At 65.1% G+C, this 21259-nt stretch carries 15 protein-coding genes; 5 read left to right on the forward strand and 10 right to left on the reverse strand.

What is annotated here, in order from left to right; translation table 11 throughout:
• Window positions 1-82: 82 nt before the first annotated feature.
• The 4 genes from ACIPZ5_RS10010 to mexE all read right to left on the reverse strand — a co-directional run bounded on the left by ACIPZ5_RS10010 (window position 83) and on the right by mexE (window position 7155).
• Window positions 83-1138 (reverse strand): tetratricopeptide repeat protein, encoded by a 1056-nt coding sequence (locus ACIPZ5_RS10010; RefSeq protein ID WP_343596788.1) that lies wholly within the window; start codon window positions 1136-1138, stop codon window positions 83-85.
• Between the two features lie 168 nt (window positions 1139-1306).
• The gene (locus ACIPZ5_RS10015) at window positions 1307-2725 is read right to left on the reverse strand and encodes an efflux transporter outer membrane subunit (protein WP_400808179.1); all 1419 of its coding nucleotides are present in this window, start codon (window positions 2723-2725) and stop codon (window positions 1307-1309) included.
• Window positions 2722-5901 (reverse strand): efflux RND transporter permease subunit, encoded by a 3180-nt coding sequence (locus ACIPZ5_RS10020; protein WP_343596785.1) that lies wholly within the window; start codon window positions 5899-5901, stop codon window positions 2722-2724. Before ACIPZ5_RS10020 ends, ACIPZ5_RS10015 begins: the two co-directional genes overlap by 4 nt.
• A 12-nt stretch (window positions 5902-5913) precedes the next feature.
• Window positions 5914-7155 (reverse strand): multidrug efflux RND transporter periplasmic adaptor subunit MexE, encoded by a 1242-nt coding sequence (gene mexE, locus ACIPZ5_RS10025; RefSeq protein WP_400808181.1) that lies wholly within the window; start codon window positions 7153-7155, stop codon window positions 5914-5916.
• A gap of 400 nt (window positions 7156-7555) precedes the next feature.
• On the opposite strand from mexE, the gene ACIPZ5_RS10030 reads away from it, so the two are divergent.
• Window positions 7556-8680, forward strand: coding sequence for an MFS transporter (locus ACIPZ5_RS10030; protein ID WP_400808605.1), 1125 nt, complete (start codon window positions 7556-7558; stop codon window positions 8678-8680).
• Between the two features lie 32 nt (window positions 8681-8712).
• Here ACIPZ5_RS10030 and ACIPZ5_RS10035 read toward each other — a convergent pair whose 3' ends face one another.
• From ACIPZ5_RS10035 to ACIPZ5_RS10055, 5 genes are all read right to left on the reverse strand, one after another.
• Window positions 8713-10005, reverse strand: coding sequence for an MFS transporter (locus tag ACIPZ5_RS10035; RefSeq protein ID WP_400808184.1), 1293 nt, complete (start codon window positions 10003-10005; stop codon window positions 8713-8715).
• Between the two features lie 49 nt (window positions 10006-10054).
• Window positions 10055-11212: a tricarballylate utilization 4Fe-4S protein TcuB gene (gene tcuB / locus ACIPZ5_RS10040; RefSeq protein ID WP_400808187.1), complete on the reverse strand. Its 1158-nt coding sequence runs from the start codon at window positions 11210-11212 to the stop codon at window positions 10055-10057.
• On the reverse strand, window positions 11199-12644 hold the full coding sequence (gene tcuA, locus ACIPZ5_RS10045; RefSeq protein WP_400808189.1) for an FAD-dependent tricarballylate dehydrogenase TcuA: 1446 nt from the start codon (window positions 12642-12644) through the stop codon (window positions 11199-11201). The genes tcuB and tcuA overlap by 14 nt, the downstream gene beginning before the upstream one ends.
• Window positions 12645-12759: 115 nt before the next feature.
• Complete coding sequence (locus ACIPZ5_RS10050; protein ID WP_261940235.1) at window positions 12760-13695, reverse strand: LysR substrate-binding domain-containing protein; 936 nt, start codon at window positions 13693-13695, stop codon at window positions 12760-12762.
• A gap of 106 nt (window positions 13696-13801) precedes the next feature.
• Window positions 13802-14848 (reverse strand): LacI family DNA-binding transcriptional regulator, encoded by a 1047-nt coding sequence (locus tag ACIPZ5_RS10055; protein ID WP_400808192.1) that lies wholly within the window; start codon window positions 14846-14848, stop codon window positions 13802-13804.
• Window positions 14849-15106: 258 nt separating this feature from the next.
• Between ACIPZ5_RS10055 and ACIPZ5_RS10060 the strand changes: the two genes are divergently transcribed.
• The 4 genes from ACIPZ5_RS10060 to ACIPZ5_RS10075 are packed head-to-tail and all read left to right on the forward strand — an operon-like array spanning window position 15107 to window position 20647.
• Window positions 15107-17311: a TonB-dependent receptor gene (locus ACIPZ5_RS10060; protein ID WP_400808195.1), complete on the forward strand. Its 2205-nt coding sequence runs from the start codon at window positions 15107-15109 to the stop codon at window positions 17309-17311.
• 28 nt (window positions 17312-17339) lie between these two features.
• A complete protein-coding gene (locus ACIPZ5_RS10065; RefSeq protein ID WP_400808197.1) occupies window positions 17340-18662 on the forward strand; it encodes an LLM class flavin-dependent oxidoreductase in 1323 nt (440 codons plus the stop codon).
• 8 nt (window positions 18663-18670) lie between these two features.
• Complete coding sequence (gene mgrA, locus ACIPZ5_RS10070) at window positions 18671-19714, forward strand: L-glyceraldehyde 3-phosphate reductase (protein ID WP_400808200.1); 1044 nt, start codon at window positions 18671-18673, stop codon at window positions 19712-19714.
• Between the two features lie 3 nt (window positions 19715-19717).
• The gene (locus tag ACIPZ5_RS10075) at window positions 19718-20647 is read left to right on the forward strand and encodes an aliphatic sulfonate ABC transporter substrate-binding protein (RefSeq protein WP_400808203.1); all 930 of its coding nucleotides are present in this window, start codon (window positions 19718-19720) and stop codon (window positions 20645-20647) included.
• Between the two features lie 62 nt (window positions 20648-20709).
• Here the strand turns inward: ACIPZ5_RS10075 and ACIPZ5_RS10080 are convergent, their stop codons facing one another.
• Window positions 20710-21189 carry a GNAT family N-acetyltransferase gene (locus ACIPZ5_RS10080; RefSeq protein WP_400808206.1) on the reverse strand — a complete coding sequence of 160 codons (480 nt, stop codon included), beginning with the start codon at window positions 21187-21189 and terminating at the stop codon, window positions 20710-20712.
• Window positions 21190-21259: the final 70 nt, after the last annotated feature.

Below are 21259 nucleotides of genomic sequence, written 5' to 3' on the forward strand. Positions count from 1 at the left end.
TGCTCGGCAGGGCCGGTTCCCTGCCACCTCCAATGGTCCATAAACACTGGACCACGGGCATCTGCCAAGGGTTCAACGCAATCTACAGCCCTTGTTGCAGGAAGGGATCGTCCGGGTTCTGCCGCTCCAGCTCCGCCAGCAGGACCTGGACATTCTGCAGTTGGCCGGTTTCTTTCCAGTACTGGATCAGCAGCACCCGCGCCCGACGGTTGGCTGGCTGGCGGCTGAGCAGGGTTTCCAGTTGCTTTTGCGCGGCATCGGATTGATCCAGATCGTGCAAGGTCACCGCGAGGGTGTAGCGGTAATCGGCATTTTCCGGTTCCAACTCTACCGCGCGCGACAAGGCGAGCAGGGCGTATTCACGCTGGTCATGGCGGATCAGCCACAGCCCCAGCTCGTACTGCAGGAACGCCGAGTCCGGGCGCAGCGCCAAAGCCTTGGCCAGCACCTGGCGGGATTGATCGTGATGGCCCTGGCGCTCCAGCAGGCGCACCTGGGTGGCCAGGGCATCGAGGCTATCCGGGTCCACCGCGAGGCTGCGCTGCAGGGCTGCGGCCGCCTCGTCGTAATCATTCTCGTGCAGGTACAGGCGCGCCAGGTGCACCTGGGCCTCGGCGTCGTCAGGTTGTTTTTCCAGTGTCTGCTGGTACTGCTCCAGCGCGCTCTGCAACGGGCCGAAATACAGGCCGATGGCGTCGGGGTCGAGGCCAAGCAGGGCGTCCACGGCGGCGAAGCGCACGCTTTGCTCGTCATCGTCCAGCAGTGGCCCCAGCACCAGGCTGCGCTGGGACGCGGGCAACAGCTTGCGGATACCGGCAATGGCTGCACGGCGCACCAGCGGGTCGTCGTTTTCCAGGTCCAGGCGGGCCAGCTTCAGCGCCTGCGGCGAGGGGTAGTTGGGTAATTCGGCATACAGCGCAGCGCGGCGGATCGGCGTCAGGTCATCGCGCTGCAGTTGTTGGTACAGCACCCGGGCGGCACCGGGCAGGCCGTCATGTGCCTGGCGCAGCGCCTTGCCGTAGCTGTGTGGCGGTAGCACTGGCGGTGCGGGCTTGTCGTCGCGGCGCAGAAAAACGATGGCGATGGACACCAGAATCAGCAGCAGTACGGCGATCAGGTAGCTGTGGCGTCTGGGCATCGGGCGCTGCGATCCATGGCGGTGGGAAGGCAGAGCTTGGGGCAGAATGCCCTGGGCTGCAAGCCGCAGGGGCGCCAAGGGGCAATAAAAAAGCCCCGCAGGCCAGGGCCAGCGGGGCAAAGGGTTGGGGGAGGAACCAACCAAAGGAGTCAGTGAAACGAAGCGGGATCAGCGTGCGCTGGCGACAGTCTCCGGTTGCCAGCCGCCGCCGAGGGCCTTGTAGATCGAGACGATGCCGCGATACAGCTCGACCTCACCTTGCGCCTGGGCATCTTCGGCGCTCAGGCGTTCGCGTTCGGCATCGAGCAGCACCAGGTAATCCACCGTGCCCTCGCGGTAACGCACCGAGGCCAGGTCGGCCGCCTTGCGGCTGGCGTCGCTCTGGCGCATCAGCGACAGCAGCCGCTGCTGGGTCTTGTCGTAGTCGCTGAAGGCGTTGGCCGACTCTTCCAGGGCCAGCAGCACCTGCTGTTCATAGTTGGCCAGGGCACCTTCGGCGTCAGCCTTGGCGCCCCGCAGTCGGGCCCGCACGCTGCCCAGGTCGAAGGCGGCCCAGGTGATGCTTGGGCCCAGCGCCCAGGCATTGGCCGCAGAGGACCCGATCTGCGAGCCACGGGCGGCGGTGAAGCCAAGGAAGCCGCTGAGGCTCACCCGCGGGAACAGATCGGCGGTGGCCACCCCGACATTGGCGGTGGCCGCGGCCAGCTGGCGTTCGGCGCTGCGGATATCCGGGCGGCGGCGCAGCAGCTCGCCCGGGTCGCCCACCGGCAGGGCCTTGGCGATGGCCGGCAAGGCCTTGGGCGACAGGTCGACGCTCAGCGCGTCCGGGCGCTGGCCGAGCAAGGTGGCGATACGGTGCCGGGCACGGGCCTGTTCGGCCTGCAGTTGCGGCACGGTGGCTTCGACACCCGCCAGGCGGGCATCGGCACGCACCACGTCGAGTTCGTTGCCGACCCCGGCGTCGCGCAGGGTCACGGTGATCGTGCGAGATTCCTGCTGGGTCTTGAGGTTGGCCACGGCGATCCTCTCGCGCAGTTGCGCCCCGCGCAGCTGGCCATAAGCGTCGACCAGCTCGGCGATCAGGCTGACCTGCAGCTGTTGCAGGTCGGCCTGGGCCGCCGCTTCCTGGGCTTCGCTGGCCTCGATCTGACGCTGGATGCGGCCGAACAGGTCAAGCTCCCAGGCCATGTCCAGGCCCAGGTCGTAGCGCTCCTGGTTGACCCGCTGCGTGGTCTGGCCGGGCACCTGGCCCTTGCCGATCTCGCTGCTGGCGCGGCTGGTGACCACCGGGAACTGGTCGTTGGCGGCGTCGTCACGGATCGCCCGTGCCGACTTGAGCCGGGCGAAGGCCACGCGCAGGTCACGGTTGCCGTCCAGCGATGCCTGCACCAACTGGTTCAGCACCGGGTCGTCGAACTGCTTCCACCACACGCTTTCGAAGCGGCTGCGGTCAAAGGCTTTGGCCTGTACATCAGCGCTGTCGAAATGCGCGGGCTCGGTGTCCGGGGTCTTGTAGTCCGGGCCGACTGCGCAGGCCGCGAGGGCCAGCGCCAGCAGGCTCGGGGTCAGCGGTTTGAGCAGGTTCATGCGTGGTTCTCCAGCACGTGCGTGTGCTCGGCCTTGCGGGCCTGGCGACGCTCGACGAAACGGCGGATCAGGAAGAAGAACACCGGGGTCAGGAACAGGCCGAACACGGTCACGCCGATCATCCCCGAGAACACCGCCACACCCATGGCATGGCGCATTTCCGAGCCGGCACCGGAGCTGAACACCAGCGGCACCACGCCCATGATGAAGGCGATCGAGGTCATCAGGATCGGCCGCAGACGCAGGCGGCAGGCTTCCAGCACCGCGGCCAGCGGGTCGAGGCCCTTGGCCTGCTCATCCTTGGCGAACTCGACGATCAGGATCGCGTTCTTGCACGCCAGGCCCACCAGCACGATCAGGCCGATCTGGGTGAAGATGTTGTTGTCGCCTCCGGAGACGATCACCCCGGTGATGGCCGACAGCAGGGTCATCGGCACGATCAGGATCACCGCCAGCGGCAGGCTCCAGCTTTCGTACTGGGCGGCCAGCACCAAGAAGGCCAGCAGCACGCACAGCGGGAAGACCAGCAGCGCGGTGTTGCCCGAGAGGATCTGTTGGTACGTAAGGTCGGTCCACTCGAAGGTCATGCCGTTGGGCAATTCCTCCTTGAGCAGTTTCTCGATCGCAGCTTCGGCCTGGCCAGAGCTGTAGCCGGGGGCTGCTGCACCGTTGATTTCCGCGGTGATGAAGCCGTTGTAGTGCATGACGCGGTCCGGCCCGGAGGTGTCGCTGACCTTGAGGAAGGTTGCCAGCGGGATCATCTCGCCCAGGTTGTTGCGCACCTTCAACTGGCCGATCTGCTCGGCATCGAGGCGGAACTGCTGTTCGGCCTGGACGTTGACCTGGTAGGTGCGGCCAAAGCGGTTGAAGTCGTTGGTGTACAGCGAGCCCAGGTAGACCTGCAGGGTGTCGAAGATATCGGTGATTGCCACGCCGTGGGTCTTGGCCTTTTCCCGGTCGATGGCGGCATCGACCTGCGGCACGTTGACCTGGTAGCTGGTGAACAGGCCCGCCAGTTCCGGCACGTTGTGGCTCTTGGCGATGATGTTCTGGGTCTCTTTGTACAGCGCTTCGTAGCCCAGGTTGCCACGGTCTTCGATCTGCAGGCGGAAACCACCAATGGTACCCAGGCCCTGTACCGGCGGCGGTGGGAAGATCGCGATGTAGGCGTCCTGGATGTCGGCGAACTGGGCATTCAATGCAGCCGCGATGGCCGCCGCCGACTGGCTCGGGTCCTTGCGCTCGTCAAAGGGCTTGAGCGGGGTGAACACGATGCCGCTGTTGGGGCTGTTGGTGAAACCGTTGATCGACAGGCCCGGGAAGGCCACCGAGTCGGCAACACCTGGTTGCTTCAGGGCGATTTCGCTCATGCGCTTGATCACCGCCTCGGTGCGGTCAAGGCTGGCTGCGTCGGGCAGTTGGGCGAAGGCCACCAGATACTGCTTGTCCTGTGCCGGCACGAAACCGGTCGGCGTGGACGAGAAGCCCAGGTAGGTCAGGCCCATCAGCCCGGCATAGACGAACAGGGCGATGCCGCTGGAGCGGATGACCCGGCGTACGCCGCCCACATAGCGGTGACTGGCACGGTCGAAGAAGCGGTTGAACGGGGCGAACAGCCAGCTGCCCAGCAGCTTGTCGAGGAACCGCGAGAAGCGGTCCTTGGGTGCATGGTGGTCCTTCAGCAGCACGGCAGCCAGGGCCGGCGACAGGGTCAGCGAGTTGAACGCCGAGATCACGGTCGAGATCGCGATGGTCAGGGCGAACTGCTTGTAGAACTGCCCGGTGAGGCCGGAAATGAACGCAGCAGGTACGAACACCGCGCACAGCACCAAGGCGGTGGCGATGATCGGGCCGGTCACTTCGCCCATGGCCTTTTGCGTAGCTTCCAGCGGTTTCAGGCCCAGCCCGATATTGCGCTCGACGTTCTCCACCACGACGATGGCGTCGTCCACCACGATACCGATGGCCAGCACCAAGCCGAATAGCGACAGGGCGTTGAGTGAGAAGCCGAACAGGTGCATTACCGCAAAGGTACCGATCAGCGATACCGGCACGGCCAGCAGCGGGATGATCGAGGCACGCCAGGTCTGCAGGAACAGGATCACCACCAGCACGACCAGCACCAGGGCTTCGAACAGGGTGTGCACCACTGCTTCGATGGAGCCGCGCACGAAGATGGTCGGGTCATAGACGATGCTGTAGTCCATGCCTTCCGGGAAGTCCTTCTTCAGCTCGGCCATCTTCGCCCGCACTTCGTCGGAGATCTCGATGGCGTTGGAGCCCGGGCGCTGGAAGATCGGGATGGCCACTGCCGGCTGGTTGTTCAACAGCGAGCGCAGGGCGTACTGGCTGGAGCCGAGCTCGACCCGGGCGATGTCCTTCAGGCGCGTGATTTCGCCATCGGCACCGGCACGGATGATGATGTTCTCGAACTCTTCTTCGTTGACCAGGCGGCCCTGAGTGTTGATCGACAGCTGGAAGCTGGTCGAGCCGGGGGCGGGCGGGGCGCCCAGCTGGCCAGCGGCAACCTGGCGGTTCTGCTCGCGAATGGCAGCTACCACGTCGCTGGCGGTCAGGTTGCGCGACGCGGTCTTGTTCGGGTCGAGCCACACGCGCAGCGAGTAGTCGCCCATGCCGAACAGCTGCACGTCACCGACGCCGCCCAGGCGCGCCAGTTCGTCCTTGATGTTGAGGATGGCGTAGTTGGACAGGTAGAGCATGTCATAGCGGTTGTCCGGCGAGGTCAGGTGCACGACCATGGTCAGGTCGGGCGACGCCTTGTCGACGGTGATACCGATCCGGGTCACTTCTTCCGGCAGCTTGGGCTGGGTACGGGTGACGCGGTTCTGCACCTGCACCTGGGCGTTGTCCAGGTCGGTGCCCAGGGCGAAGGTGATGGTCAGGGTCAGCTTGCCGTCGGCGGTGGACTGCGAGGACATGTACAGCATGTTCTCGACACCGGTGATGGCCTGCTCCAGCGGCGCGGCCACGGTTTCGCCGATCACCTTGGGGTTGGCGCCGGGGAAGTTGGCGCGCACCACCACGGTGGGTGGCACCACTTCGGGGTATTCGCTGATCGGCAGCTTGAACAGCGAGATAGAGCCCGCGATCAGCAGCACCAGCGACAGCACCGCGGCAAAGATCGGCCGGGTAATGAAGAATTTCGAAAAGTTCATCGGTGTGGTCCCTTAACCGCGTGGCGCCTGAGCGCTGGCGACTTTTTCGATGGAGCCCGCAACCTTCTGCGCCGGGTTGCTGGCCTCGAGGGCCTGGCGCTGCTGGGCGAGGGTGGCGAGGGTCTGTTCACTGGCCATCGGGGTTTCTTCCGGGGTCACCGGCGAGCCAGGGCGCACACGCTGCAGGCCCTTGACCACGATGCGGTCGTCCTTGGTCAGGCCGCTGCGCACGATGCGCAGGCCTTCGAGCTTCGGCCCCAGTTCCACGGCGCGGTAGGCGGCCTTGTTGTCCTTGTCCATGACCAGCACGAACTTCTTGCCAAGGTCGGTGCCGACCGCTTCGTCGTTGATCAGCACGGCGTCATACTGGGCGCTGCCGACCAGCTTCAGGCGGGCATAAAGGCCTGGGGTGAACTGGCCGTCGCGGTTGTCGAACACGGCGCGGCCACGGATGGTGCCGGTGCGCGGGTTGACCTGGTTGTCGACGAAGTTCATCTGGCCCAGGTGCGGGTTGCCGGTTTCGTTGGTCAGGCCCAGGTACACCGGGGTGCTCTGGCCACGCTGGCCATCGCGCGCCAGCTGGGTGTACTTGAGGTACACGCGCTCGTCGGCGTCGAAGTAGGCGTACACCTTGTCGGTGGACACCACGCTGGTCAGCGGCGTGACATCGGCGGTGACGATGTTGCCGGCGGTGAACTCGGCGCGGCTGACGCGGCCGTTGATCGGCGCGGTGACGCGGGTGAAGCTGAGGTTCAGGCGGGCCAGGTCGAGCTGGGCCTGGATCGCATCGACCCCGGCGCGGGCTTCGGCGGCGGCGCTGCTGCGCGATTCGGCAAGCTCGGCTGAGATCGCGTTGCTGTCGCGCAGGCGCTCGCCACGGCGGGCTTCGTTGGCGCTGCGGATGGCAGTGGCCTTGGCCTGTTGCAGCTGGGCTTCGAGGCGGCGGACTTCAGCCTGGAACGGGCGCGGGTCGATCTGGAACAGCAGGTCGCCTTTTTTCACCTGGGCACCTTCGGTGAAACCGACCAGGTCGATCTGGCCCGAGACCCGTGGGCGCACTTCGACGGTTTCCGGCGCTTCCAGGCGGCCGGTGAACTCGTCCCATTCGTTGATCGGCTGCTCGATGACCTTGGCAACGCTGACCTTGGGCGCGGCGGGAGCCTGCACGGCGTCGGGGGTGCGGCCACAAGCGCTGAGCACCACCACTGCCAGGGCAGCGAGGGGAAAGCGCAAGGGTTTGAGTGAGTGATCCATGGAGAACTCCGCCAATGTATTAGTAGTGGGCGGAGTGTGAGTGTCTTGCGCGTGACGCACGAATCGAACGGAGCGAAGGTTATTATCACGGGCAATGATATGTGTGGCTCAATCATCGATGGCGGGCATGTGACGGGGCCAGCAGGTAAGCTCTCTAAGACTGTGCCGGCCTCTTCGCGGGCAAGCCCGCTCCCACAGGAATCGCGCCAGATTCTAGAGATTGAGCAAGACAGTTGCTCCCACAGGTTTTGCACAGCATTCAGCGCCTGCGCAGTCCCTGTGGGAGCGGGCTTGCCCGCGAAGAGGCCGGTGCAGACACCCCCGCCCCGCGACTGAAATAGGCCCCACCTTGCACACCTACCACCGCCTGCCCGGCCCCCTCGGCATCGTCCTCCTCGGCGTGCTGCAAATCCTGGTCTGGGGCGGCTCGTTCTTCCTCATGGCAGTGATGGCCGACCCCATCAGCCGCGACACCGGCTGGCCCAGCCAGTGGGTCTATGGCGCGCTGTCCCTGAGCCTGATGGTCTCGGCGCTGCTCGCCCCCTGGTCCAGCCGCCTGGTCGCCCGCTACGGTGGCCGCCCGCAAATGGCCGCCAGCGGTGCGGTGGTGGCGGTGGGGCTGCTGATCATGGCCGCCAGCCACGACCTCGGCCTGTTCCTGCTGGCCTGGGCGGTGATCGGCATCGGCATGGCCATGGGCTTGTATGAAGCGCTGTTCGCCACCCTTGGCGGGTTGTATGGCGAAGGCGCAGGCAAGGCCATCACCGGCATCACCCTGATCGCCGGCTTCGCCTCGACCTTGTCCTGGCCGACCGTGGCCCTGGCCATCGAACACTTCGGCTGGCGCGCAACGTGCGTGTGCTATGCGCTGGTGCTGATCGTGGTGGTCGCACCGCTGTACTGGCGGGTGCTGCCTGCCGGTGGTCGGGTCGAGGTGCCGGCCAAGGCGCAGGCCGCAGGCGAAGCGCTCGGCGTGGACCGCCCACTGTACCTGCTGCTGACCAGCATGTTCGCCATCGGCGCGATCATCATGACCGCCATCGCCGTACAACTGGTGGCCGTGCTGCAGGGGTTGGGGCATTCGCTGCCGGTGGCCATCGGCCTGGCGGCGATGCTCGGGCCCAGCCAGGTGGCGTCGCGGGTGCTGCAGATCCTGGCGGGCAAGCGCCACCCGATCTGGACCGCGCTGGCCTGGGTGAGCCTGGTGCTGGTGGGGCTGCTGATGGTGACCTTTGTGCCGGCTGCCACGGCGGTGGGCTTGCTGGTGTTCGGCTGCGGCAATGGCCTGCGGGCGATCGTACGTGGGCTGCTGCCGCTGGCGATGATGCCGCCAGCGCAGTACGTGCTGTTGATGGGCCGCATGTCGCGGCCGTCACTGATCGGACAGGCACTCACGCCAGTGGTGGGCGGCTTTGTGTTCGAGCACTTTGGCTCGATGGGGGTGCTGCTGACCCTGTGCCTGTTGGCGCTGACCAATGTGTTGTTGGTCGGGATGGTGATGCACCGGGTGCGAGCCAGCAGCTGAACCTGCTGGCACCACCGCTTGGCAATCGCGGTTCAGCAGGTACTGGCTGCTACCGGCTTGGCTCGGCGGTACAGCACGGTCGTCGCGGTGAACCCGCATACCGCTGCGAACATCAGCCAGTAGGCTGGCGAGGCCTTGTCACCGGTGGCTTGCACCAGCAGTGTCGAGATCGCTGGCGTGAAGCCGCCAAACAGCGCGGTGGCCAGGCTGAAGGCCAGCGAGAACCCGACCACACGCACGTTCGCCGGCATCACCTCGGTCAACGCTGCGACCATTGCGCCGTTGTACATGCCGAAGAAGAACGAGAAGTACAGCAATACCGCGAGCAGGCGCTCGAAGCTGGCGGCCTCGGCCAACCAGTGCATGGCCGGGTAGGCGGTCAGCACGCACAGCAGCGAAATCGCCAACAGCTGTGGGCGCCGGCCGATGCGGTCGGAAAGGGCGCCGCCGATGGGCAGCCAGATGAAGTTGCTGACCCCGACCAGCAAGGTCACCACCAGGCTGTCGGTGGTGCTCAGCTGCAGCACGGTCTTGCCGAAGGTCGGGGTGTAGACCGTGATCAGGTAGAACGTGGTGGTGGTCATTGCTGCCAGCAACCCGCCGGCCAGCACCGTGCGCCAGTTGTCGCACATCGAGCGGAACACTTCGGCAGCGCCCGGGTGATGCCCGCGCGCCTTGAACGCTTCGGTCTCTTGCAGCGAGCGGCGGATGATGAAGATGAACGGAATGATCACACAGCCGATGAAAAACGGAATACGCCAGCCCCAGCTGGCCACTTCATGGGTCTGCATGCAGGCATTGAGGGTGTAGCCCAGTGCTGCCGCCACGACGATCGCCACTTGCTGGCTCGCCGATTGCCAGCTGGTATAGAAGCCGGTGCGCCCCGGCGTGGCGATTTCCGAGAGGTAGACCGAAACGCCACCCAGCTCGGCGCCAGCGGAAAAGCCCTGCAACAGCCGCCCCAGCAGCACCAGCAGCGGGGCCAGGATGCCGATGCTGGCGTAACCCGGCACCAGCGCGATCAGCACGGTGCCGGCGGCCATGATCGACAGTGTCACGATCAGCCCTTTGCGCCGGCCGACCTTGTCGATGTAGGCGCCCAGCACGATGGCCCCCAACGGGCGCATCAGGAAGCCTGAGCCGAACACCGCGAAGGTCATCATCAATGAGGCGAACTCGCTGGTGGCCGGGAAGAATGTCTGGGATATGTAGGTGGCATAGAAACCGAACAGAAAGAAATCGAACTGCTCGAGGAAGTTGCCGCTGGTGACCCGCAGGATGGCGCCCAGCTTGGCGCCCCTGGTCTGTGTTGTTGTTTTCATCATGGCTACCGTTTTGCTCGCTTTTGTTGTTTTTTGAGGCGGGGCGCGATGTTCAGTCGCTGCCGGCATTGATTGGGTTGGGCTGGCGTTTCTCGATGGCGTGCTTGAGCAGCGCGGCGCTGCGGAAGATGCCATGGGCGAACTTGCCGTAGGGCATGGTCAGGAAGAACGCCATGACCAGCCCCAGGTGCAGGGCCAGCAGCAAGCCAAGGGCGCTGGTTTCACGAAACGCCAGCAGGGCCAGGCCGCTGGCGCTGACCAGCAACAGCAGGGCGATGAAACCGCGGTCCATGGGCTTCTGCTCGCTGTCGCCGTGGGCGGGGTTGCGCTGCAGGTTGAGGTACAGCAGCCCGGCAGGGCCTACCAGCAGGCCGATGCCGCCGGCGATGCCGAGCATGACCGGCAGGCTCAGCACCGGGTATGGCGCCGCCAGGCCCAGCAGGTAGTGGTAGAGGGTTGCGCTGCCGGTGGCGGCCAGGCACAGCAGGAAACCGTAGAAGGTCAGGTGGTGGAAGCGGCGCCGCCACAAGGTGAAGCGGTCATCGGCGTTGTTGCAGCCTTCGCCGTGGCCACCGTCCAGGTACTTGAGCTTGGCCACGCTGGCCGTCGCTTCCAGTGCAGCGGCGGATTTCAGCCTGGCGTCTGCCGCAGGTGGCGTGATGTCGCGCCAGAACCGCCGCACGCCCAGGCCCAAGGCGATGACCGCAAAGCCGAATACCGCGCCGAACATCAGCGCCAGGGTGTTGTGCGCAAAAATGCCATAGAAGTTGCCCCCAGGCATGGGCGTGAACAGGTTGCCCATGGCCAGCAGGCTCAGGCACAGAAACAGCACCAGGCCGAAGCCGCTGGCCAGCGCCAGGGTCAGGCCGTTGCGCTGGTACAGGCGGCCCAGGGCACGGGGCCAGGCGTATTCGACGTAGGTGTCGAGGCGTACCTTGGCCATGGCCTTGGGCACGTTGACCTCGAAGGCGTGGGGCGCCGCGTACTGGCAGGCGTGCAGGCAAGCGCCGCAGTTGTGGCAGAGGTTGGCCAGGTAGTGGATGTCGGCCTGGGCGAACTCCAGGCGCCGGGTCATCGCCGGAAACACCGCACAGAAACCTTCACAGTAGCGGCAGGCATTGCAAATGCTCATCTGCCGCTGCACTTCGCTCTCGTGCACATTCAGCACCGGGATCAGTTCGCTTTGTGCCTGTGGTTCAAACAGCTGCATGGCGCACCTCGCGGTTATCGACGAAGCCTGCGCTGGCGGCCGCCTGGACGCCGGCGATACGGCCGAATGCCGTGCCGATGGCCATGCCGATGCCGGCGGTGTAGCCCTTGCCCAGTACGTTACCGGCCATCATTTCTCCTGCGACGAAAAGGTTGGGGCTGGGCTTGCCGGCGAAATGCACGGCGGCCGTTTCGTCGGTGGCCAGGCCCAGGTAGGTGAAGGTGACGCCTGGCTTGAGCGGGTAGGCGTAGAACGGCGGCTTGACCAGCGGGCGGGCCCAGTGGGTCTTGGCCGGGGCCAGGCCTGCGGTGTGGCAGTCGTCGAGCGCGGTATGGTCGAAGGTGCCGACCTGGCAGGCGTTGTTGAAGGCCTCGATGGTCTGGCAAAACTGCGCTTCTGGCAGGCCCAGCTTGCGCGCCAGTTCAGCCAGGGAATTGGCCGTGGTGCCAGGGAACACCGGTGGCATGAAGCGGCCGATGGCCTGCTGGTCGATGATCGAATAGGCCTGCTGACCCGGCTGGCCGGCTACCAGGCGGCCCCAGATGGCATAACGCTTGGGCCAGAAGTCTTCGCCTTCGTCGTAGAAGCGCTCGCCGTCGCGGTTGACTACCACGCCCAGCGACACGCAGTCGATGCGGGTGCAGATACCGCCGTCATACAAAGGCGCGCGAGCGTCGATGGCGACCATGTGCGCCTGGGTCGGATCGCCGATGATGTCGGCGCCGAGCTCGCCCATGCGCTTGAGCAGGGTGCCGGTGTTGAAGCGCGTGCCGCGGATCAGGAAATTGTCCGACGGCCATTCGCCACGGGCGTTCTGGCCCCAGGCTTCACGCAACCACTCACGGTTGGATTCGAAGCCGCCCGCCGCCAGCACGCAGGCCCTGGCCTGGATGCGTTCGGCAGGCAGCTGCCGACCCTCTGCTTCACGCGCGGCCAGGTGGGCGGCGACAAATTTGCCGTCCTGCAGTTCGATATCGCTGACCGGGGCGTTGTAGCGCACCTGCACGCCAAGCCGTTCGGCACTGCGGAAGTAGGCGTTCACCAGGGCCTTGCCGCCGCCCATGAAAAACGCGTTGGTCCGCGCCACATGCAGGGCGCCAGACAGCGGCGGCTGGAAATGCACGCCGTGGCGGCGCATCCAGTCGCGGCAGTTGGAGGAGGCGCGGATGGCAATGCGTGCCAGCTTTTCGTTGGTCAGGCCGCCGGTGACCTTGAGCAAGTCCTGCCAGTACTCCTCTTCGGGGTAGGCATCGACCAGCACATCCTGGGGCGCGTCGTGCATGCAACGCAAGTTGCGGGTGTGCTGCGAGTTACCGCCGCGCCATACCTTGGGCGCAGCTTCCAGCAGCATGACGCTGGCACCGGCCTCGCGTGCCATCAGCGCGGCGCAGAGGGCGGCGTTGCCACCGCCGATTACAAGAACATCGATCATTTTCGCTCCTCGTTCGCAAGGAGGCGTGAACGAAGAGCCCCTTGCGAGTGAGGAGAAAGTAGGGGAGCCGGCCATGCGCCGAAAGGCGGGCTACGGCATGGGGTGTTCAGTTTTACTAAAGGCTGGCGTCTTCGATCCAGGTTGCGCCTGGCCATTGCCGCTGGCTGACGAGGTGGCGCGCGACGTCGATGATCACCCGTCGGGTGGCCAGCGCGGCAGGTGACAGTTCATCGTCCGCCAAGGTTGCCAGCAGGTTGCGCCGGCCTACGTGGGCGTCGCTGATCTGCGCGACACACAGCCCGTTTTCACCCTTGAGCGCCGCTGCGGCGCCGGGCTGGATGGTGGCGGCATGGCCGGCACGCACGGCGTTCATCAGGACCGCCAGGCCATCGACTTCCATGATGATGTTCGGCACCAGGCCGAAGCGTTCGAAAGCGGCCATCAACGTCGAACGCAGGCCATGCTGGGCGCTGGGCATGACCAGCGGCAGCTGGCCCAGATCGGCCAGCTGCACACTGCTGCACGAGGGGGCCTGGGGGAGCTGTGGAGGGCTGATGACGAACAGCTTTTCGTCGAGCAGCGGCGTCACGCTCCAGCGTTTACCCCCCTCAAGCTGGAACAGGATGGCGAGGTCGATCTGCCGGGCATTGAGCTGCGCGGCGAGGTGCCCTGAAAGCATCTCCACCAGGTGCAGCTGGATATCGGGGTAACGCTCGCGCATGGCGTTGATCAGCGGCAGCGCGAGCACGGTGGCGGTGGTGGGCGGCAGGCCGACGGTGACGTAACCGCTCATGCGTCCCCGGTGGGCAGCCAGGATGGCGTTCTCGGCCTGGCGCAGGCTGAGCTGGGCATGGTGCAGGAAGGCCATGCCGGCGCTGGTTGGCGTGACACCTGTGCTGCTGCGGTTGAGCAGGCGGGTGCACAGCTCGCTCTCCAGCTTGGCGATCTGCTGGCTGAGGGCGGAGACGCCGACCTCCAGTTCGAGCGCGGCGCGGCCAAGGCTGCCGTGTTCGATGATCTTCACGAAATAGCGCAGTTGCCTGAGTTCCAAGGGGGGGCTCCTGACGAAGGCAGAGGAGGGGGTGGCTGATCGGGCAGTGTAACGTGCCTTCTGCGCTTGACCTGCGCCTGGTGTTCTCCAGTTACGTGTTGCCGGGTTATGCACTTTCCCGGGTAATCAGCTCGCAGTGCAGCAAGTTCAAGCGTTCGACTTCGCCCTCATGTGCCACGCATCCCAGATGCTGCAGTACCCGCATCGCTGCCAGTTCGCCAATTTGCCGCGACGGTGGCCGCAACGTGGTCAGGCTGGGCAACAGCATCTCGGCGAAGGGGTAGTCGCCAAAACCGACGATTGCCATGTCTTCGGGCAACCGCAGCCCGGCACGCTGGCCGGCAAGGAGGGCGCCGGCGGCCAGGTTGTCGTTGGCGAAGATGATCGCCTCCGGACGTGGGGCGCGGCGGACCAGCGCTTGCATGGCCTGTTTGCCGGCCTCGAACGGCGTGCAGTCAGCCGAGGGCACGAATACCCAGGGCTCAAGCCCGGCGTCACGCAGTGCTTCGATGTAGCCGTCCCGCCGCTCCAGCGCGCTCAGGTCACCCGCCGCGCTGTTCTGCACAAAGGCTATGCGCCGATGGCCCTTGCCCAGCAGATAGCGGCACGCCTGCACACCCACCTGGTGATGGAGGAAGCCAACCTGCAGAGGCGCTCGTTCCGGGCGGTAGTCCCAGATTTCCACTACCGGTACATCGGCCTCGGCGAGCATCTTCTCGGTGGCCGGGCTGTGGAAGTGGCTGGTCACCACCAACGCTGCCGGCGACCAGCCAAGAAAGGCCCGCACGGCGCTTTCTTCCTGGGCCTCGCTGAAATAACTGGAAGCCAGCAACAGTTGGTAGCCATGCCGGCTCAAGGTGTCGCTGAAGGCCTCGATGGTCTGGGCGAAGATCGGCCCGGAGATGTTCGGAATGACCATGCCGACAATACGACCACGGGCAGAGGCCAGCCCTCCGGCCACCAGGTTCGGCACATAACCCAGCGCCTGTACCGCCGCTTCGATGCGTTCGCGCAGAGGTGGGGAAACCTGCTCGGGCTGATTGAAGTAGCGCGATACGCTGATGGCCGAAACGTCGGCGGCCCGCGCTACCTCGGCGAGCGTGACACGCCCCGCGCCACGGCGCTTGCGGGTGGGTTCCTTGGCTTGGCTCACAGGCTGGCCTCGTTGACAGATGAGGCGATGTTAGCGCTAACGAGGGCCGCCGTGGCAAATAGCTTTATGGAATATAAATCGTATTTTTAAGTATTTGACCTGCTAAGCCAGCGCCTCTGATACTTGTTGATGTTAGCGCTAACAAGCGCTGCTGTTGGCAAGCGCCTGCCACTCGCACGAGCGAGACCAGACAACCACAGCATCACCCGTGTCGGCCCCCGTGCGGGCCATGGTCTGGTCTTTGAAGGCAGTCGCATCATGCACAAACACCGCAAGGCATTTCCGTTCAAGCAACGCCAGCCGCTGGCTGCCGCTGTATTGCTGGCCGCCATTGGCCAACCCACGCAAGCGGCCGAACAATCACCGCAGGCCACCTCGCTGGACGCGGTGACCGTGACCGCCACCCGCCGCGAGTCGACCTTGCAGGAGGTGCCGGTGGCCGTTTCGGTGATCGATGGCGAACAACTTGAACGTGACAATCGCAACAATGTCGCCAGCATCGTCCAGCAGGTACCGACCCTCAATTACCGCGCTGGCGCCTCGAACAAGGACACCTCGCTGTTCATCCGCGGCGTGGGCACCATTTCCACCTCGCCCGGTGTCGAGCCGACCGTGGCTACCGTGGTCGATGGCGTCGTGTTCGGCCGCCCCGGGCAGTCCACCCTCGACCTGCTCGACTTGGAGCGTATCGAAGTGCTGCGCGGCCCGCAGGGCACGCTGTTCGGCAAGAATGCTTCCGCTGGCGTGCTGAACGTGGTCAGCAAGGCGATCCCTGAGCAGACCCAAGGCTACGTGGACTATTCGCACTTCGGTGGTGGCGACGAAAACCGCCTGCGCTTTGGCATCGGTGGCCGCCTCAACGAGCAGGTCAAAGGCTCGTTGAGTACCTTGTGGGGCGACTACGACGGCAACGTCGAAAACGTCGCCAATGGCCACGACGTCAACGGCTATCAACGCAAGGGCGCCCGCGGCAAGCTGGAGTTCGAGCCCAGTGACGAGCTGCGCCTTACGCTGATCGCCGACTACATGAAAGGCGAAGACACCCTGCCCAGCGGTGTGGTAACCAGTGCCAGCACGGCCATCGCCAACCAGCTGCGCCCGGTTGTGCCCAGTGCTCACAACCGCGACATCAATAGTGATTTCAAGACCCACGTCGAAGACCAGAACCAGGGCCTGTCGGCACAGCTCGACTGGCAGCTGGGTGACTACACGCTGACGTCCATCAGCGCCTGGCGTGGCTGGGACAACACCCAGTACCAGGATGGCGACCGCCGCGCCTTGCTGCCGGTTACCGCCTCCCATGACAAGGGCACCGTGGACTATGACCAGTACAGCCAGGAGTTTCGCCTGACGTCGCCGAAGGGCCAGTTCAATGAATACGTGCTGGGCGCCTTCTACATGCACGGCACCTCCGACGAAACCTATCAGCGGCTCTCGGTCAACAGCGGGGTGGCGAACACGGGCAGGGCGGACTACTCGACCACCAACGACAGCGTCGCGCTGTTTGGTGAAAACACCTTCAACTTCACCGAAGATTTCCGCGCGATCTTCGGCTTGCGCTGGACCCACGACGACCTTGAGTACGACCACCGTCGCGTGTCGACTTCGCCGACGGCCGTTACCGGCATCCAGCCCTCGACCGCCAGTTCCGGCTCGGTGGACGAGGACGGCTGGAGTGGCCGTACCGGCCTGCAGTACGACTTCAACGACAACCTCACCGGCTACGTAACCTATTCGCGCGGCTACAAGGGCCCGGCTTACAACGTGTTCTTCAACATGCAGCCGCGTGATACCGAGGCCCTCAAGCCGGAAACATCCGACGCTTACGAGGTGGGGCTCAAAGGCACCGCACTGGATAACCGCCTGATGGCCAACCTGGCGGTGTTCCACACCGATTACGACAACTACCAGGCCAACTTCTTCGACACCGTGGCCAACCAGGTGGTGACCCGCCTGGTCAACGCGGGCAAGGTCAAGACCCAAGGCGTCGAACTCGATGCCAGTTTCCAGGCTACCCGCCAGCTCAAGTTCACGGCCGCTGCGGCCTATACCAAGGCGCGGGTCGACCATTTCAACTGCCCGGTCGGGGCGGCGGCCAATTGCAACATCGACGGTGGCCACTTGCCGTTCACGCCAGACTGGAAGACCTACGTGCGCGCCGATTACGTGATCCCCCTGGATAACGGCCTGGATGTGGAACTGGCCAGCGACTACAGCTGGCAGGACTCGGTGCAGTTCAGCCTCGACCAGAACCCCGACACGGTGCAGGGCGCTTATGGCATCTGGAACGCCAGTATCGCCCTGGCCGATTACAACGACGGCTGGCGCGTGGCGTTGCTGGGCAAGAACCTGGGCGACAAGTCCTACGCGCAGATGCTGGCCAGTGGCGGTGACTACATCTACCGGTCCGTGCCGCGTGATGACGGGCGCTATTTCGGCATTCAACTGCGCAAGGACTTCTGACTGTGGGCGTACTGCAAGGAGACAGAACATGAGTCGTCAAATGAGCCTGGGTGCCTTCCTCATGGCCACCGGGCACCATGTCGCCGCCTGGCGTCACCCGGACGTGCCTGCCGACCCGCTGGACTTCGCCAGCTACCGGCGCACTGCGCAAATCGCCGAAGCCGCCTGCTTCGATGCACTGTTCGTGGCTGACAGCGTCGCCGCCCCCAGCGATGCGCTGGCCAGTCGCAGCGCCCGCTCGGTGCATTTCGAACCTCTGACCCTGCTTTCGGCACTGAGCGTGGTCACCGAGCGCATTGGCCTGATCGCCACTGCCACCACCAGTTACAACGAGCCATACCATGTGGCACGCAAGTACGCCTCGCTCGATCACCTCTCGGGCGGCCGAGCCGGCTGGAACCTGGTGACTTCCGACGCCGCAGCCGAGGCCGGCAACTTTGGCCGCGATGCACATATCCCCCATGCCGAGCGTTACGCGCGGGCTCGCGAGTTCCAGCAGGTGGTGCAGGGCCTGTGGGACAGCTGGGCCGATGACGCCTTCGTCCGTGACAAGGCCAGCGGCCAGTTTCATCGGCCTCAGGCCGTGCGCAGCCTCGACCATGCCGGTGCGCATTTCCGTGTTCGCGGTCCCTTGAACGTGGCCCGTTCGCCCCAGGGCCGGCCCGTGCTGGTCCAGGCCGGGTCGTCCGAAGCCGGCCGCGAACTGGCGGCCGAAAGTGCCGAGGTGGTGTTTACCGCGCAGCCCAGCCTGGCGCGCGCCCAAGCGTTTTACGCCGACCTCAAGGGGCGCCTGGGCCGCCATGGGCGTAGCGAAGATTCGCTGAAGATCATGCCTGGCGTGTTCGTCGTGGTCGGCCGCAGTGCCGCTGAGGCACAGGCGAAGTACCAGCAGTTTCAGGATTTGCTCGACCCCCGTGTGGGGGTTGCCTTGCTCGGCCGCATGCTCGGTAACTTCGATCTGTCCGGCTACCCGCTGGACGGCCCGCTGCCGGAGCTGCCGCTGACCGAGGATGGTCAGCGCAGCCGCCAGCAATTGCTGACCGAGCTGGCGGGGCAGGAACAGTTGACCCTCGCCGAACTGGGCCGTCGCATCGCTGGTGGGCGAGGGCACTACAGCCTGATCGGCACGCCGACGCAGATTGCCGATGCGCTGCAGGCCTGGTTCGAAGGCCGTGCGGCCGACGGCTTCAATGTGCTGGTGCCGCATCTGCCACAGGGGCTCGAAGACTTCGCCAAGCTGGTGGTTCCCGAGTTGCAGCGTCGAGGTCTGTTCCGCCGCCAGTATCAGGGCCACACCCTGCGCGAGCACCTGGGCCTGCAACGGCCTGCCAACCCCTATTTTGCCGAGTGAGGTCAACCATGAGCTACATTGCCAACCCCGAGCGCTACGCGCGCATTCCTTACCGCCGCGTCGGCCGCAGCGGCCTGGTGTTGCCGGCCCTGTCCCTGGGCCTGTGGCACAACTTCGGCGATGCGACGCCGATCGACACCCAGCGCGCGTTGCTGCGCACGGCCTTCGATGCCGGCATCACCCATTTCGACCTCGCCAACAATTACGGCCCGCCCTATGGCAGCGCCGAGCGCAATTTCGGCCGCCTGTTGCGTGAAGACCTGCGCAGTTATCGGGACGAGCTGGTCATCTCCAGCAAAGCCGGCTGGGACATGTGGCCGGGGCCGTACGGCCAGGGTGGCAGTTCGCGCAAGTATCTGCATGCCAGCCTTGACCAGAGCCTCAAGCGCCTGGGGCTGGACTACGTGGACATCTTCTACTCGCACCGATTCGATGCCGACACGCCGTTGGAAGAGACCGCGATCGCCCTGGCCGATATCGTGCGCCAGGGCAAGGCCCTGTACATCGGGATTTCTTCCTATTCCGCCGGCAAGACCCGCGAGATCGCCGCGTTGCTGGCCGAGTTGAAGGTGCCGCTGCTGATTCACCAGCCCTCGTACAACCTGTTCAACCGCTGGATCGAGCAGGACCTGCTGGACACCACCGACGCGTTGGGGGCCGGGGTCATCGTGTTCACGGCACTGGCCCAGGGGTTGCTCAGCGACAAGTACCTGAACGGCATTCCGGCCGATGCACGGGTCAACCGCCCCGGTGGTGGCTCGCTGCAGCCGCAACACCTGTCCGAGGCCAACCTGGCCCGCGCCCGTGCGCTCAACGAAATTGCCCGCCGCCGCGGCCAGAGCCTGGCGCAACTCGCCCTGGCCTGGACCCTGCGCGATCCAAGGGTGAGCTCTGCCCTGATCGGCGCCAGCCGGCCGGAGCAGATCACCGAGAATGTCGCGGCACTCGACAACCTGGCATTCAGCCCTGAAGAACTTGCCGAAATCGACCGCCATGCCGTTGAAGGTGGGATCAATCTCTGGGAAAAACCCACGACCGACTGGAAGGAATGAGCCATGCGCGTCCTACGCTTTGCCGCGCTTTTACTGCTGGCGCTGGCGGGGGCCGTTCATGCGGCGGACCCTGCCACGCTGCGCATCGGCTACCAGAAAGGCTCGGTCAGCCTGGTGCTGGCCAAGCAGCACCGGCTGCTGGAGCAGCGCTTCGCCAATACACGGGTCGAGTGGATCGAATTTCCGGCAGGGCCGCAGATGCTCGAAGCGCTGAACATTGGCAGCCTCGATATCGGTTCCACCGGGGACATACCGCCGATCTTCGCACAGGCAGCGGGCGCAGACCTGCTGTACATCGCCGCCGAACCGGCAAAGCCGAAGGCCGAAGTCATTCTGGTGCCCAGGGGCAGCCCGATCACCTCGGTGGCTCAGCTCAAAGGCAGGCGTGTGGCTTTGCAGAAGGGCTCCAGTGCCCACAATCTGCTGCTGCGCAGCCTGGCCAGCGTGGGCTTGAGCATGCGCGACGTGCAGCCGGTGTACCTGGCGCCCGCTGATGCCCGGGCGGCCTTCGAACGTGGCAGCGTCGACGCGTGGGCGATCTGGGATCCGTTCTATTCAGCCATCGACCTGGAAGGCAAGGCGCGGCTGCTGGCGGACGGCGAGGGGTTGGGGCTGATCGGGCCGTTCATGCTGGGGGCTCGTGGCTATGTCGAGGCCAATGGCGATTTCATCAAGCACTTGTTGGCGCAGATCACCAAGGCCGAGGCGCTGACGCGCTCTGACGAGGCCGGCAGTGTCCGTGTGCTGGCGCAGTTCATGGGGCTGTCGGAAGAAGTGGTGCGGCGCAGTTTCAGTCATCGTCCGGCATCGCCGCTGATACCGGTGAGTGAAGAGATCGTCGCAGCGCAACAGCACACGGCAGAGCTGTTCTTCGAGAACCGGGTGTTGCCCAAGCGGGTGGATATTGCGGGTGCGGTGTGGCGTCACGATTGATGCCTTGCGGCCCTGTCGCCGGCAAGTTGGCTTGCCGGCGACAGGGTCGGTCAGGCCCAAGGTCAGCTTTTGGCAAACTGCAACAGCTTGTCGCCATCCAGCCGGTAGCGCACCCACTCAGCCTGTGGCTCGGCCCCCAGTGACTGGTAAAAACCGATCGCGGGTTCGTTCCAGTCCAGTACGCTCCACTCGAACCGCCCGCAACCTTTGGCCACTGCTTCGCGCGCAATGTGCCGCAGCACATCCCGACCTGCGCCGCCGCCGCGCTGTTCGGGGGTGATGTACAGGTCTTCCAGATAGATGCCGTTGCGGCCCTGCCAGGTCGAATAGCTGTAGAAGTACACGGCAAAGCCGATGGCCTTGCCGTCACGCTCGCAGATCAGGCTGTGCACGGTGCTGCCTTCACCGAACAGGCTGTGTTCGATATCGGCGAGGGTGGCGACCACTTGGTCACGGGCACGCTCGAACTCGGCCAGTTCGGTGATGTAGGCGAGAATCTGGGCGGCATCGGTGCGAACGGCAGGGCGGATGGTCAGGCTCATGCAGGGGCTTCCTTGTGCTTGAGTGTGTGGCTCTGGATGGCGGTACAGTAATGTGTGTCTGCATAATATA

Origin of the sequence: Pseudomonas sp. NPDC089428, from assembly GCF_044749325.1 — a bacterium.
Lineage (GTDB): Bacteria > Pseudomonadota > Gammaproteobacteria > Pseudomonadales > Pseudomonadaceae > Aquipseudomonas.

Bases quoted from the DNA above. Each gene is read 5' to 3' on its own strand.
- ACIPZ5_RS10010 (WP_343596788.1), bottom strand. From the start codon at position 1,138: ATGCCCAGACGCCACAGCTACCTGATCGCCGTACTGCTGCTGATTCTG.
- ACIPZ5_RS10015 (WP_400808179.1), bottom strand. From the start codon at position 2,725: ATGAACCTGCTCAAACCGCTGACCCCGAGCCTGCTGGCGCTGGCCCTC.
- ACIPZ5_RS10020 (WP_343596785.1), bottom strand. From the start codon at position 5,901: ATGAACTTTTCGAAATTCTTCATTACCCGGCCGATCTTTGCCGCGGTG.
- mexE (WP_400808181.1), bottom strand. From the start codon at position 7,155: ATGGATCACTCACTCAAACCCTTGCGCTTTCCCCTCGCTGCCCTGGCA.
- ACIPZ5_RS10035 (WP_400808184.1), bottom strand. From the start codon at position 10,005: ATGATGAAAACAACAACACAGACCAGGGGCGCCAAGCTGGGCGCCATC.
- tcuB (WP_400808187.1), bottom strand. From the start codon at position 11,212: ATGCAGCTGTTTGAACCACAGGCACAAAGCGAACTGATCCCGGTGCTG.
- tcuA (WP_400808189.1), bottom strand. From the start codon at position 12,644: ATGATCGATGTTCTTGTAATCGGCGGTGGCAACGCCGCCCTCTGCGCC.
- ACIPZ5_RS10060 (WP_400808195.1), top strand. From the start codon at position 15,107: ATGCACAAACACCGCAAGGCATTTCCGTTCAAGCAACGCCAGCCGCTG.
- ACIPZ5_RS10065 (WP_400808197.1), top strand. From the start codon at position 17,340: ATGAGTCGTCAAATGAGCCTGGGTGCCTTCCTCATGGCCACCGGGCAC.
- mgrA (WP_400808200.1), top strand. From the start codon at position 18,671: ATGAGCTACATTGCCAACCCCGAGCGCTACGCGCGCATTCCTTACCGC.
- ACIPZ5_RS10075 (WP_400808203.1), top strand. From the start codon at position 19,718: ATGCGCGTCCTACGCTTTGCCGCGCTTTTACTGCTGGCGCTGGCGGGG.
- ACIPZ5_RS10080 (WP_400808206.1), bottom strand. From the start codon at position 21,189: ATGAGCCTGACCATCCGCCCTGCCGTTCGCACCGATGCCGCCCAGATT.